Below are 13,797 nucleotides of genomic sequence, written 5' to 3' on the forward strand. Positions count from 1 at the left end.
CGCGCCCCATAAGACAATCGGACGTGCGCGCCCGCAAGTCCGCGGTCGGGCTGGAGGACATTCCTGCCACGAAATCGCGGCCGAGGATCAGTGGAGAGCTGATCGGCGGGCTGGACGGCTCCGCCAAAGGGGGTCAGGTCGGGAACTGCAGACCCATCTCGCGATAGCGCTCGGGGTCGTCGCCCCAGTTCTCGCGCACCTTCACGAACAGGAACAGGTGCACCTTCTGCTCCAGGATCTCCGCAATCTCCTGGCGAGCAGCCTGCCCGATGGCGCGGATGGTCTCGCCCTTCTTGCCGAGCACGATCTTCTTCTGGCTGTCCCGCTCGATGTAGATCACCTGCTCGATACGGACCGAGCCGTCCTTCTTCTCCTCCCACCTTTCCGTCTCGACGTGGGAAGAATAGGGCAGCTCCTGATGCAGCCTCAGAAAGAGCTTCTCGCGGGTGATCTCGGCGGCGAGCTGGCGCATGGGGAGGTCGGAGATCTGATCCTCCGGATAGTACCAAGGGCCGGCAGGCAAAGTCTGGCCGAGATAGTCCAGGATATCCTGGCAGCCGGAGCCCGTCAGCGCGGAGACCATGAAGGTTCGCTCGAAGGCGACACGCTGGTTTGCCTCGGCCGTCAGGCCGAGAAGCACTTCCCGGTTGACGCAGTCGATCTTGTTCAGCACCAGGATCTTCGGCTGTCTGACGGTTTCGAGTTTTTCGAGAAGCGCTTCGGCGTCGCCCTTGATGCCGCGCTCCGCGTCGATGAGGACGAGCACGACGTCGGCGTCCTTGGCGCCGCCCCATGCGGTCGTCACCATCGCCTCGTCGAGCCGCCGTTTCGGCTTGAAGACGCCAGGCGTGTCAACGAAGACGATCTGCGCGTTGTGATGGGTGGCAATGCCGCGCACGATCGCGCGCGTGGTCTGCACCTTGTGGGTGACGATGGATACCTTCGCGCCGACGAGCTGGTTGACCAGCGTCGACTTGCCGGCGTTCGGCGCGCCAAGCAGCGCCACGAAGCCCGAGCGCGTTTCAGTGGGTTGTTCAGTCATGCCGCAGCATCCGCATTGTCGGTGACGCCCTCGCGGGCAAGGAACGCAGCCGCTGCCGCCTGCTCGGCCGCCTGACGCGACCTCCCCGTAGCGACGGAGGCGTCGAAGCCCGGCGCCTGCACCTCGACGGTGAAGACCGGCTCGTGATCCGGTCCCTCGCGTCCGATGATCGCATAGGTTGGGCGCGCGCTGTCCTTCTGCGCAAGCCACTCCTGCAGCATGGTCTTCGGATCGCGCACGGCGCGCCCCACCGTCTGCGCGCGCTTTTCCCAGAAGCGCAGGATGAAAGCCCGGGCGGGCTCAAGCCCACTGTCGAGATAGACCGCCGCGATCAGCGCCTCCATGGCGTCGGCGCGCACGTTCTTGGCCTTGCGTCCATTCACCCCTCGCACCGCGGCGTCGGCGTGAATGAACTCGGTCATGCCGATCTCCTCGGCCACCTCGGCGCAGGAGTCGCCGCTCACCAGAGAACTCAGCCGCACCGCGAGCTCTCCCTGTGTCGCCTCGGGATGCCGCCTGAACAGCATCTCGGCGACCACCAGCGCGAGCACCCGGTCGCCCAGGAACTCCAGTCGCTCGTTGTCGGCGCCGACCTTCCCGCGGACGCTCGAATGCGTCAGCGCACGCTGCAGCAGCGCAACATCGTGGAACGCGTAGCCGGTGCGCTCCGCGATTATCGCAGCCAGCGCATCTCCTTTGGGTCGCTTGAGCGGCATCAGTTCACGAAGTTGAACAAACGCGTCGGCCGCATCTCGGTCGGCCACTTCCAGATCTCCAGCGGGCTGGCGCCGCCGGCGATCGAGAAGAAGATGATATTGGCGCGTCCAACAAGGTTTTCATAGGGCACGAAGCCAACTGCGAAGCGGCTGTCGGTGGAGTTGTCGCGATTGTCGCCCATCATGAAGTAGTGGCCTTCGGGCACGATGAACTCGCGCGTGTCGTCGCCGATTCCGTTCGGCGAGAGATCCAGCGTGTCGTAGCTGACGCCGTTCGGCAGCGTCTCGCGATAGACGTCGACCGGGCGATCCATCTCGGTCACATCCGGATCCTCGATCTGGCCCACCTTCTCGCGCTGCACCGGCGCTCCGTTGATGTACAACTGGCCGCCGCGCATCTGAATGCGATCTCCAGGCAGGCCGATGACGCGCTTGATGTAGTCGAGCGAGGGATTCGGGGGATACTTGAAGACGACGACTTCGCCCCGCTCGGGCTCGCCTCCCCAGATGCGTCCCGAGAAGATGTTCGGCGAGAACGGCAGCGAGTGACGCGAGTAGCCGTAGGCCCACTTGGTGACGAACAGATAGTCGCCCTCCAGAAGCGTCGGCCGCATCGAACCTGAGGGGATCGAGAACGGCTGGAACAGGAAGGTGCGGATCACGAGGGCGAGCAGCAGCGCCTGCACGATGACGCTGACTGTCTCGCCAAGTCCGCCGGCCTTCTTCCGGGTCTTTTCGGCCACGCTCATGTCTTCCTCGTTTTCCGATGGGCTTCGTCTTAGCGGCTCGGTCGATTCCGGGCAACGGCCTCGCGCGCTTTGCCGCGGGGTTGTTCGGACGATGATGGCTGTTTCTCGCTCGTTTCAGACGATGATGGCTATTGTTCGACCGCAAGCGCCTCGATGATGACGAAGGCCTGCGCCAAGGGAAAATCATCGGTAATGGTGAGGTGGATGACTGCCCGATGCTTTGCCGGCAGCATCCTTTCAAGCCGCGCCGCCGCTCCGCCGGTCAGGTGCATGGTGGGCTTTCCGCCGGGCAGATTGACGACACCCATTTCGCGCCAGAACACCCCGTCCGACATGCCGGTGCCCAGCGCCTTGGCGCAGGCCTCCTTGGCCGCGAAGCGTTTTGCGTAGGAAGCCGCACGCTGGGCCCGGCGATCCGATTTGGCGCGCTCGACCGGTGTGTAGACGCGTGCCAGAAAACGCTCGCCGTGGCGCTCGAGCGCCTTTTCGATGCGACGGATGTCGATCAGATCGCTGCCAATTCCAAGGATCACCAGGGTGGCTCCTTCAGATGTTGCGGCTGCCCGGCTTGACGGGCGGAATGGCCGCCAGTTCGGGCGGAAGCCGGTCGGCCGGGTAGGCCGGCACCTCGTACTCGGCGAGCGCAATCAACGGGACACCCACGTCGGATTTGCCGGCCGAACGGTCGATGATGCACGCAGCGGCAATGACCTCCGCGCCAAGCTTGCGCAAACAGTCGATGGTTTCGCGGATCGACAGGCCGGTGGTGACAATGTCCTCGACGATGACGACGCGCGCCCCCTTCTCGATCTCGAAGCGGCGGAGCTGAAACTCGCCCGCTTCGCGCTCGACCCAGATGGCGGGAACGCCGAGGTGGCGTGACGTCTCGTAGGCAGGAATCAGGCCGCCGATCGCCGGACCGACGACAAAGTCGATCTGGCCCGGGACGTCCTGCCGGATCTTCGCGGCCAGCGCCTTGCACAGCCGCTCGGTCTTGTCGGCATGCATGAAGACCCGCGCCTTCTGCAGGAAGACCGGACTGCGCAAGCCCGACGTCAGGATGAAATGTCCCTCCAGCACCGCGCCGGCGGAGCGGAAGACGTCGAGGACTTCGTTGGTGTTCATTCTACCTCTATGCCTGCGTTTGACCTCAGCCATTCACGCGGCGCACGCCGCTGACGGCCGAACTGTCCTTCAGCTGCGAGAGCAGCCGGTTGAGATGCTTCAGGTCCCACACTTCGAGGTCGATCAGCATCTCGGTGAAGTCGGGCGCCGTTCTGACCATCGACAGCATATGAATGTTGGCGTCGTTAGTCGCGACGACCTGCGCTATTTCGGCAAGCGAACCGGGAGCGTTGATGGCCGACACCGAAATGCGAGCCGGGAACCGCTCCTTCATGCCCTCGTCGATATCCCAGCGCACGTCGACCCAGCGCTCCGGCTGATCGTCGAACGCCGTGAGCGAAGGCGACTGGATGGGGTAGATGGTGATGCCCGCGCCCGGCTGCAGGATGCCGACAATACGGTCGCCGGGCACAGCGCCTTCGGGTGCAAACTTCACCGGGAGGTCTCCACGCACGCCGCGGATCGGCACCGCGCCCTCCCCCTTGCGCTCGCTCCTCTGGCGGCGCGATGAACGGCCGGGAATTTGGAACAGCATGCCGGCGGCGTTGCGCAGGTTGAACCACCCCTCCTCGCGCGGCTTCTGCGGAGCGGACGTGACGCGCTCATCCTTATAGTCGGGGAACATCGCCTTCAGCACATCGGCGGACGCAAGCTCGCCGCGCCCCACCGAGGCCAGCACGTCCTCGACGTCCTTGCGCGCAAGGCGCGGCAGGACAGGCTTCAGCTTCTCCTTCTGGAAAACCTTTCCGGCGCGCTCGAATGCGCGCTCCAGGATGCGCAGGCCCAGACCGGAATATTGCTTGCGGACCGCATTCTTGGTCGCCCGCCGGATCGCAGCGCGCGCCTTGCCGGTAACGACGATGGACTCCCACGCGGCGGGCGGCGTTTGGGCGTTCGAGCGGATGATCTCGACCTCGTCGCCATTTTTTAGCTCGGTCATCAGCGGCATAGTGCGGCCGTTGACCTTGGCCCCGACGCAGGTGTCGCCGACATCTGTATGCACGGCGTACGCAAAATCGATCGGGGTGGCGCCACGTGGCAGCGCGATCAGCCTTCCCTTCGGCGTGAAGCAGAAGACCTGGTCCTGGAAAAGTTCAAGCTTGGTGTTTTCGAGGAAGTCTTCCGGGTTATCGCCTTCGGCCAGCTGCTCGATCGTGCGCCGGAGCCAGGCATAGGCGTTGGTGTCCTTCGACAAGGCATGGCTCGATCCGTTGCCGGACTGGCTACCGTCCTTGTAGAGCGCATGGGCCGCCACGCCGTATTCGGCGACGTTATGCATGCTTCGCGTTCGGATCTGGAGTTCGACGCGCTGGTTCGACGGACCGACGATGGTGGTGTGGATCGACCGGTAGTCGTTCTGCTTCGGCGTCGAGATGTAATCCTTGAAGCGACCGGGGACCATGGACCAGGAGGTATGGATGGCGCCCAGCGCGCGGTAGCAGTCCTCCACAGTATCGACCAGGACGCGGAAGCCGAAAATGTCCGACAGTTGCTCGAAGGAAAGCGCCTTGGTCTCCATCTTGCGGAAGACAGACCAGGGCTTCTTCTGGCGACTCTTGACCGTAGCGTTGATGGAGTATTTCTCGAACAGCTTCGTCAGCGTCTTCTCGATATCCTCGATGACGCCGCGATTCCGCTCGACGACCTCTGCCAGGCGCGCGGTCACCGTTTTGTAGGCTTCCGGATTGATGTAGCGGAAGGAGAGGTCTTCCAACTCCTCGCGCACGCCCTGCATGCCCATGCGCCCGGCCAGCGGCGCATAGATGTCCATTGTCTCTTCGGCGATGCGCAACCGCTTGCTCTCAGGCATGTGGTCCATCGTGCGCATGTTGTGGAGGCGGTCGGCAAGCTTGACCAGAAGCACCCGCACGTCCTCGGCGATCGCCAGAAGCAGTTTTCTCAGGTTCTCAGCCTGCTCGGCCTTTTTGGAGACCAGATCGAGCTTCTTCAGCTTGGTCAGGCCTTCGACCAGACGCCCGAGGTCCGGTCCGAACAGTTCGTCGATCTCCTGACGCGTCGCCGTCGTGTCCTCGATCGTGTCATGCAGCAGGGCAACCGCAATCGTCGCCTCATCCATGTGCATGTCGGTGAGGATCGCCGCCACCTCCAGCGGGTGGGAGAAATAGGGATCTCCCGAAGCACGGCGCTGGTGGCCATGCTTCTGCATGGCGTACACATAGGCCTTGTTCAACAAGGCTTCGTTTGCGTCAGGCTTGTAGCGCTGGACGCGCTCGACAAGCTCGTACTGACGCATCATAGGCGAAATCCCGGAAGCACAAAGAAATCAAGCGCCGCGTCAATGACGCAGCGCTTGAAGCAATTAGACATGAATCGCGCCGCCACGGAAGTGGCTGAACGCGTTTCGCAAATCAGAAGTCGTCGCTCTTTTCCGGCGGCACAAGGCCCTCGATGCCGGCGAGCAGATCTTCCTCCGACATCCGGTCGAAGGTGATGTTGCTGTCTTCGTCCTCGTCGACGGCGCTGGCGACGGCCGGCACCGTCTTGTCCGCAACCTCGGGGGCCTCCGGCGCCTCGGGCTCGTCAACCTCGACGTGCTTCTGGAGGGAGTGGATCAGATCTTCCTTGAGGTCGCCTGGCGACAGGACCTCGTCGGCAATCTCGCGCAGGGCGACGACCGGATTCTTGTCGTTGTCGCGATCCACCATGATCGAGGCGCCCTGCGAAATCTGCCGCGCACGATGGCTGGCGAGCAGGACGAGTTCGAAGCGGTTGTCGACCTTATCGATGCAGTCTTCAACAGTAACGCGGGCCACTGATTGCCCCTTTCACGCTTGGATGTGTCGGAAAACTTGCGTGCTCCATAAACTGAAGCACTCCAGATTTCAAGCAATTTGGGCATAGGGACGCGGAGCTCGCGGATCGGCGAGCCTAGCCCCTCCTCTTCACATTTCCTTGCGTCACCTTGCATGTGGGTTGCGGGAATAAGGAAGAACGCTATCTGATCTATCGTTGACATCAAATCGATTACGGCGTGAAACCGTAGACGCTGGCCGTACGTTTCACACTGGACTGTTTGAGATCATTACATTCAGGGACTACCGACATGTTTGATCCACGTGAAAAGATCGCCCTTTTCATCGACGGAGCAAATCTTTACGCAACATCACGCTCGCTTGGCTTCGACATAGATTACCGCAAGCTCCTGGGAAGCTTTCAGAAAAAAGGCTATCTACTTCGCGCCTATTATTATACCGCGCTTGTAGAGGATCAGGAATATTCATCGATACGCCCGCTGATAGACTGGCTGGACTACAACGGATACAAGGTCGTCACCAAGCCAGCAAAAGAATTCACCGACGCGTCCGGTCGCCGCAAGATAAAGGGCAACATGGACATCGAACTGACGATCGACGCGCTGGAGCTGGCGGACGTCGTCGATCACTACGTCATTTTCTCCGGCGACGGCGACTTCCGCACCCTGGTGGATGCGCTGCAGCGGCGCGGACGCAAGGTCAGCGTCGTCTCCACCATGGCGTCGCAGCCGCCGATGATCTCCGACGACCTCAGACGGCAGGCGGATTATTTCATTGACCTCATGTCGCTAAAGGCCGAGATCGGCCGCGATCCATCGGAGCGGCCAGTGCGACGTCCCGAGCCCCAGGAAAACGACGACGAGGTTTGACGCAGTTGCTTGCGCCGCATGTCACGGAGCCCGGCCACGACTGCCCGCTCTGCCCCCGCCTTCATGATTTCATCGCCGGATGGCGCGACAGGGAGCCCGACTGGTTCAACGGGCCGGTGCCGACCTTCCTGCCCGTCGGCGGCGACAGCAACGCACGCCTGCTGATCGTGGGACTGGCGCCCGGACTGCGCGGCGCCAACCGTACCGGCCGGCCCTTCACCGGCGACTATGCGGGCGATCTCCTCTACTCGACGCTCGTCCGCTTCGGCTTCGCGCGCGGCGTGTTCCAGGCGAGGCCCGACGACGGGCTGGAACTGATCGATACGGCGATCACCAATGCAGTTCGCTGCGTTCCGCCGGAGAACAAGCCGACCGGCGCCGAGATCACGACCTGCCGGCGGTTTCTTTCGGCAACCATCAATCGGTTTCCACGGCTTGAAGCAGTGCTGGCGCTCGGCGCCATCGCGCACCAGTCGACCGTACGCGCACTGGGTGGACGCGTGGCGGCCCACCCGTTCAAGCACGCCGGCGAACACAGGATCGGCGCGCTCACGCTCTTCTCCAGCTACCACTGCTCGCGCTACAACACGAACACCGGCGTGTTGACGGAGGCGATGTTTGTCGGCGTGTTCGAGAAGATCGCCGCGTTCCTGGAGCATGAGTTGCCGCGGTGACCGGGCCGATCAGCTCACGAGCACCAAAGAACGCCCCGACATCAGACGCCAAGCCGCGTCAGAACGAATTCCACGCGCCCTCGTGCGAAATCCCACATATGCGCGCGCCGAAATGAGCGATCTACTCTGAGCGGAAGCGGCGCCAGGTCCACCTGCATTCCTGCATTCCCTTGCCGCTTAGGGAAGTGCCGCATTCATGGGAGAGCGCGATGATCTCCGTGCTGACCGTATTCCATTTCCATCGTGCGGTGCATAGGAGCCCGAGCGGCGAGGACGCGCCCGACGGCCTCTACGACAAGGGCGCGATGGGGCGCGTCATCTACACTTGGGAAGAGCGCATCCGCGCTCGTCGGGAACTCGCTCGCCTTGCCAGCGAAGCTCCTGAGCTCATCCAGAAGATGGGCTTCACCATGGCCGAGGTTGACGCCGAGCTCGCCAAGCCGTTCTGGCGCCGCTGAACCGCGACACCGCTGGAACGCCGCATCCACGGCTCCCTCTCCTGCCGGGCAACAGGCGGTCGCGCGGCGACCGCCTCTCCGTCCATATCATCCCGTGCGTTGCAGTTCTCTGCTGCGAGCGCTACGCAACAGCAGACGATCACAGGCGGCCGAGCAGTTCCCTGCTTCGGATCGCATTGCGGACCTGCACGAATGAACATCGGCCTGACAATGAGTCCCGCCAACCGGATCTATGCCGGTTTCGGCATTTATTCGTTTGGCCTGGGAAACATCTTTCCCCGTCTGCCCGATATCCAGGCGTCAATGGGTATCGAGGAGGGAGCGCTTGGCCTCGGGCTGATCGGCACGCCGGTCGGGACCCTGGCGGCACTGACCTTCGCTGCCCCGATCCTCGAAAGGATCGGCTACCGCGCCGCGCTCCTGACCACAATTCCCTTGATGAGCCTTGGTTATGCCCTTGCCGTGCACGCGCCCGGGCCGCTGATCTTTTTTCTTCTGCTCATCCCGGTGGGGCTCATGGTCGGAACCATCGAGGTCGCGCTAAATGTCGAGGCCGATCGCACAGAGCATCTGATCGGCCGCCGCATCATGAACCGCGCCCATTCTTTCTGGAGCTTCGGCTTCTTCGGAGCAGGCCTGTTCGGATCGGGCCTGGCGCAACTTGGACTGTCGCCGCAGGTCCACCTCGCGCTCGTCGTGCCGATCTGCCTGCTCGGCGCAGCCTTGATCTTCGGCAACTATGAACCCGCTCCCCACCGTGCGGAGTCAAAGGGCGAGACCCTACCGCTCGTGGCACGGCCCAGCGCCGCGATCCTCATCCTGGTTGTGGTGACACTCGGCGCGATGCTGATGGAAGGCGCCAGCATGGACTGGTCCGCCATCTATATGAGGGACGTTTACAGCGCGGGACCGTTCTGGTCCGGTTTTGCGGTCGCCCTGTTCGCGCTGACCCAGGCGACCTCGCGCTTCTTCGCCGACCGGTTCGTGGACCGCTACTCGCCAAGCCGGGTCGCTCGCTTCCTGTTGAGCGTGCTCACGGCGGGCATCCTGCTGGTGTTCTTCTCCCATACGCCGGCGCTTTCGCTGCTAGGATTTGCGCTGCTCGGGATCGGCAGCAGCGCCATCTTCCCTCTCGCCATCTCCGCCGCCGCGCAGCGTACGGACCGACCTTCGGCCATCAATGTGGCGGCGCTGGCGCAGATTTCCTTCGTCATCTTCCTGCTCGGCCCGCCCCTGCTCGGCTTCGTCGCGGAGCACTGGGGCATAAGGTGGGCATTCGGGCTTGGCCTTCCACTCGTTCTCGTCGCGTTCGCGATGGCGGGAGCGCTTGGTCGAAAGCAAGCCTATTCGCGTGACAGACCGGACCGCACCTGACCAAGACTTGCCTCTGGACCGACGGAGGCAATAGGCGGCCGCAGAGGGGGCGACGGCGGGAACCTGAACATCCGCTTCGGCGGGTTTGGGAAGGTGGGGCGTCCTGGCCTCCGAAGAACTTACCGGCGTCAAGGCCGTCCAGGCATCAAGCCATCGCAGGCATACGAAGCGGTGGATTCCGAAGGTTGCGTGCGCTGGGGCAGGCTCCTAGCCGCGCTCCTTCAGCAACCGCCCCTTCTCCCGCGCCCAATCGCGCTGCTTTTCGCTCTCGCGCTTGTCGTGCAGCTTCTTGCCACGCGCGATGGCGAGCAGCAGCTTGGCGCGGCCGCGATCGTTGAAGTAGATCTTGAGCGGCACCATGGTCATGCCTTCGCGGTCGACTGCCTGCCCAAGGCGCGCCATCTCGCGCTTTTTCAGCAACAGCTTCCTGCGTCGGCGCGGCTCGTGGTTGAAGCGGTTACCCTGCAGATATTCAGGCACATAGGAGTTGATGAGCCAGATCTCGCCATCCTCCAGAGAGGCATAGGACTCCTGGATGTTGGCGTGCCCCTGCCGCAGTGACTTCACCTCGGTGCCGGTCAGCACAAGGCCGGTCTCGAGCGTGTCGAGCACCTCATATGCAAAGCGCGCCTTGCGGTTTTCCGCAGCGACCTTGTTGTTCGGATCGGATTTCTTGCCGGGAGCCATGCTGGGTAGATAGGCGGTTTGCGCCTAGTTTATCAATCCCGCGTGCTGCATCGCCGCATCGATCTTCTCGGCGGTCGACGCCTCGATCGTGGTGAGCGGCGAGCGCACAATGTTCTCGACCTTGCCCAGCTTCGACAGCGCGTACTTGGCGCCAGCAAGCCCGGGCTCAATGAAGATCGCCTTGTGCAGCGGCATCAGGCGGTCCTGCAGTTCCAGCGCGCGCTCCTTGTCGTTGCGAAGCGTGGCTTCCTGGAATTCCGCGCACAGGCGCGGCGCGACATTCGCCGTCACCGAAATGCAGCCGACGCCGCCGTGCGCGTTGAAGCCGAGCGCCGAAGCGTCCTCGCCGGAGAGCTGGATGAAATCCTTGCCGCAGGTCATGCGCTGCTCGGAGACCCGCTCGACCTTGCCGGTGGCGTCCTTGACGCCGACGATGTTCTTGAAGTCGTGAGCCAACCGGCCCATCGTCTCCGGCGTCATGTCAACGACCGAGCGCGGCGGGATGTTATAGATGATGATCGGCAGGCTGGTCGCCTTGGCGACCGCCGCGAAATGGGCATAGAGACCGCGCTGGGTCGGCTTGTTGTAGTAGGGCGTCACCACCAGCACGGCGTCGGCGCCGACCTTCTCCGCATATTCGACTAGGCCGACCGCCTCCGCGGTATTGTTGGAGCCGGCGCCGGCGACAACGGGGACCCTCCCCTTCGCCACTTCGACACAGGTCTTCACCACAGCGCGATGCTCGTCATGCGAGAGCGTTGGGGATTCACCGGTCGTACCTACGGGAACAAGGCCCGTAGTACCTTCCGCGATCTGCCATTCGACGAAAGCCCGAAAGGTTTTCTCGTCGAATGCGCCGCCATTCGTGAAAGGCGTCACAAGCGCAGTCAACGACCCTCTGAGCATCTTCTCGCGAACTCCATGGCCCCATTCCGCAGGGCGTATTGTCTTGAATCGCGCCTTCTAACGGAAGGCGAAGCCGCGCACCATAGTCTTGACACTTCAAGCCCGCAATAAACGGCGGTTCCCCGAAAAGCGACAATCTATGGATCGGATCAACCAATCGTTAACCCGCTCTTCACCGGCTGCCCATAGGCTGTCGCATACCCGCTCAGCCGTGTATTGTGACTGGAAGGGGAAATTGTTGATGTCAGTCCAGTGGTGCAGCCGCCTCGTGCTGATCGCGGCGCTCTCGCTCCTCGTACCTGCCGGCACGCCAGCGGTGTCCGGCGCTTCCAAGGTGCCCGGCGCCGCGAAGGTGGCTACCTTCCCCGGCACGCCCCCCAGCACCGAGAAGACCGGACGTCTCGACATCATCACCACCGCATCGATCCCGCGCGCACCCGCCTTCATGGAGGATGCCGGCGCAGTCAGCATGGCCGAGCTGAAGCGCGGCCTGGACGCCCTCGCAGTAGGCGACGTGCGGACAGCCTGGACCGCGCGCGAAGCGCTGATCGAAGGATCTCTCGATCACCACATCATGACGTGGGCCATCGCGATCGGCGGAGGCCTCGCCAGCCATGAGATCGCGGGGGCCGCGCGAGCACTGCATGATTGGCCGGGCGTGGACATGCTGCGCAGGAACGGCGAGCGGGCGCTCTTCAGGGAGAATCCCCCGCCGAACGTGGTGCTCGAAACGCTCGGAAGCATGCCGCCACAAACAGCCGAAGGCGCGAGAGCCCTTGCGCGCGCCCACCTCGCCCTCGACGACCGGACGGCAGCGCAGAAGGTGATCGGTCCGTTCTGGCGCACGGAAAAGCTCGAAGCGCGAGACGAGGCCGCAATCCTCAAGGAGTTCGGCGAACTCCTCACTAAATCGGATCATCGGTTCCGCATGGAGCGGATGCTCTATGCCGAGCGGATCCGCTCCGCCGAGCGCGTTGCGCCACGCGCGGGCGCGGAGCAACTGCAGAAAGCATGGGCGGCCGTGCTGCGCGGAGAAAAAGGCGCGGCAAAGCTGCTCGCCGCCGTGCCCGCCGACCAGAGATCGGCCGGCTTCTATTTTGCTGAGGCCAGACTCTTGCGGCGCGCGGAGCAGTTCGCCAAGGCCGCCGCAGCCATGGCGAAGGCGCCCAAGGATGGCGAAAGCCTGGTCGACCCGGACGCGTGGTGGATCGAGCGCCGCGTGCTTTCGCGTGAATTGATGGACATTGGCGATGTGAAGGGCGCCTATGGCGTGGCCGCCTCGCATTCCGCACAGAACCCCAGCAATGCGGTAGACGCCGAGTTCCATGCCGGCTGGTACGCGCTGCGCGGGCTGAACGAGCCGGTCAAGGCGGCCAGGCATTTCGCCCGGATCGCCGAGATCGCGGACGGGCCAATCTCGTCCTCGCGCGCCTATTATTGGATGGGGCGTGCCGCGGAAGCAGGCGCGCCCGGCGATGCAAAAACCTACTATCGGAAGGCCGCCGGCTACGGCACGGCCTTCTATGGACAGTTGGCGGCCCAAAGAATCGGCCTCTCCATCATCAACGTGCCCAACCCCGAGCCCAGCGCGTCCGACCTCCGGAGCTTTGCGCGCCGCGAATCGGTCCAGGCGATCGCTCGTCTCGAGGCAGCCGGCCATGCAGGTCTCGCCGACCGGCTCTACCGCGACCTCGCCGTCCAGCTGACGAGCGCCGGCGAAATGGCGCTGTTGACCGCCAAGGCAGAGAAGCGCGGCAACCATTTCTTTTCGCTGCGGCTTGCCAAAGCTGCCGCGCGCCGTGGCATCGATATCGGCGGACTCGCGCATCCGGTCGGGGTGATCCCGCCCTCCGCCGACATCAAGGACGCGGGCAAGGCCCTCGCCTATGCGATCGCGCGGCAGGAGAGCGAATTCAACATCGGCGCGGTCTCGAAAGCCGGCGCGCTGGGGCTGCTGCAACTCCTGCCCGGTACAGCCAAGGACATGGCGGAGCGGAACGGCCTGCCCTTCTCCAAGGCGCGGCTGACAACCGACGCCGGCTATAATGCGACGCTCGGGGCCGCCTTCCTCGGCGAGCAGCTCGAGCGCTTCGACGGCTCCTACATCCTCACTTTCGCCGGGTACAATGCCGGCCCCTCCCGTGCGTCGCAGTGGATCAAGCGCTACGGCGATCCTCGCGGCAAGGACATCGATACGGTCGTAGACTGGATCGAGAGAATTCCCTTCACGGAAACGCGCGGCTACGTGCAACGCGTCATGGAGAATTATCAGGTCTACAAGATGCGACTGACGGGACAGTTCAATATCGTCGGAGATCTGGTGCATGGACGGCAATAGGCGCGGCATGCCTCCTCGCCGCGGCAGAGCTTGATCGGCTCTCGTCGCTCGCGTACCCATGACGCCGGGTGCGCGGCCAAGCCGC

At 63.5% G+C, this 13,797-nt stretch carries 14 protein-coding genes; 5 read left to right on the forward strand and 9 right to left on the reverse strand.

The window, feature by feature from the left end; translation table 11 throughout:
• Positions 1-133 precede the first annotated feature (133 nt).
• The 7 genes from era to rpoZ form a co-directional block, all read right to left on the reverse strand.
• Positions 134-1,042 carry a GTPase Era gene (era, locus tag PD284_RS17670; RefSeq protein ID WP_274629468.1) on the reverse strand — a complete coding sequence of 303 codons (909 nt, stop codon included), beginning with the start codon at positions 1,040-1,042 and terminating at the stop codon, positions 134-136.
• Positions 1,039-1,758, reverse strand: coding sequence for a ribonuclease III (gene rnc / locus PD284_RS17675; protein ID WP_274630683.1), 720 nt, complete (start codon positions 1,756-1,758; stop codon positions 1,039-1,041). The genes era and rnc overlap by 4 nt, the downstream gene beginning before the upstream one ends.
• A complete protein-coding gene (lepB, locus tag PD284_RS17680; RefSeq protein WP_274629469.1) occupies positions 1,758-2,507 on the reverse strand; it encodes a signal peptidase I in 750 nt (249 codons plus the stop codon). Before lepB ends, rnc begins: the two co-directional genes overlap by 1 nt.
• A 128-nt stretch (positions 2,508-2,635) precedes the next feature.
• Positions 2,636-3,040: a holo-ACP synthase gene (gene acpS / locus PD284_RS17685; RefSeq protein WP_274629470.1), complete on the reverse strand. Its 405-nt coding sequence runs from the start codon at positions 3,038-3,040 to the stop codon at positions 2,636-2,638.
• Positions 3,041-3,053: 13 nt separating this feature from the next.
• Positions 3,054-3,632: an orotate phosphoribosyltransferase gene (gene pyrE, locus PD284_RS17690; protein WP_274629471.1), complete on the reverse strand. Its 579-nt coding sequence runs from the start codon at positions 3,630-3,632 to the stop codon at positions 3,054-3,056.
• A 25-nt stretch (positions 3,633-3,657) separates the two neighbouring features.
• The gene (locus tag PD284_RS17695) at positions 3,658-5,889 is read right to left on the reverse strand and encodes a RelA/SpoT family protein (protein ID WP_274629472.1); all 2,232 of its coding nucleotides are present in this window, start codon (positions 5,887-5,889) and stop codon (positions 3,658-3,660) included.
• 112 nt (positions 5,890-6,001) lie between these two features.
• Entirely contained in the window at positions 6,002-6,406 is a 405-nt protein-coding gene (gene rpoZ, locus PD284_RS17700; RefSeq protein ID WP_274629473.1) for a DNA-directed RNA polymerase subunit omega, read from the reverse strand.
• 290 nt (positions 6,407-6,696) lie between these two features.
• On the opposite strand from rpoZ, the gene PD284_RS17705 reads away from it, so the two are divergent.
• From PD284_RS17705 to PD284_RS17720, 4 genes are all read left to right on the forward strand, one after another.
• A complete protein-coding gene (locus PD284_RS17705; RefSeq protein ID WP_274629474.1) occupies positions 6,697-7,275 on the forward strand; it encodes a LabA-like NYN domain-containing protein in 579 nt (192 codons plus the stop codon).
• Entirely contained in the window at positions 7,272-7,949 is a 678-nt protein-coding gene (locus tag PD284_RS17710) for a uracil-DNA glycosylase (RefSeq protein WP_411956228.1), read from the forward strand. The genes PD284_RS17705 and PD284_RS17710 overlap by 4 nt, the downstream gene beginning before the upstream one ends.
• Before the next feature lie 209 nt (positions 7,950-8,158).
• Positions 8,159-8,407, forward strand: a complete 249-nt coding sequence (locus tag PD284_RS17715; RefSeq protein ID WP_274629475.1) for a DUF1127 domain-containing protein — start codon at positions 8,159-8,161, stop codon at positions 8,405-8,407.
• Positions 8,408-8,599: 192 nt separating this feature from the next.
• On the forward strand, positions 8,600-9,781 hold the full coding sequence (locus PD284_RS17720) for an MFS transporter (protein WP_274629476.1): 1,182 nt from the start codon (positions 8,600-8,602) through the stop codon (positions 9,779-9,781).
• A gap of 207 nt (positions 9,782-9,988) precedes the next feature.
• Here the strand turns inward: PD284_RS17720 and smpB are convergent, their stop codons facing one another.
• Together smpB and dapA are read right to left on the reverse strand one after the other, a co-directional pair.
• Positions 9,989-10,468, reverse strand: a complete 480-nt coding sequence (smpB, locus tag PD284_RS17725; protein ID WP_274629477.1) for an SsrA-binding protein SmpB — start codon at positions 10,466-10,468, stop codon at positions 9,989-9,991.
• Between the two features lie 24 nt (positions 10,469-10,492).
• The gene (gene dapA / locus PD284_RS17730) at positions 10,493-11,374 is read right to left on the reverse strand and encodes a 4-hydroxy-tetrahydrodipicolinate synthase (protein ID WP_274629478.1); all 882 of its coding nucleotides are present in this window, start codon (positions 11,372-11,374) and stop codon (positions 10,493-10,495) included.
• Positions 11,375-11,615: 241 nt separating this feature from the next.
• On the opposite strand from dapA, the gene PD284_RS17735 reads away from it, so the two are divergent.
• Complete coding sequence (locus PD284_RS17735) at positions 11,616-13,712, forward strand: lytic transglycosylase domain-containing protein (protein WP_274629479.1); 2,097 nt, start codon at positions 11,616-11,618, stop codon at positions 13,710-13,712.
• Positions 13,713-13,797 lie beyond the last annotated feature (85 nt).

Source organism: Mesorhizobium shangrilense, from assembly GCF_028826155.1.
Classification (GTDB): domain Bacteria; phylum Pseudomonadota; class Alphaproteobacteria; order Rhizobiales; family Rhizobiaceae; genus Arvimicrobium; species Arvimicrobium flavum.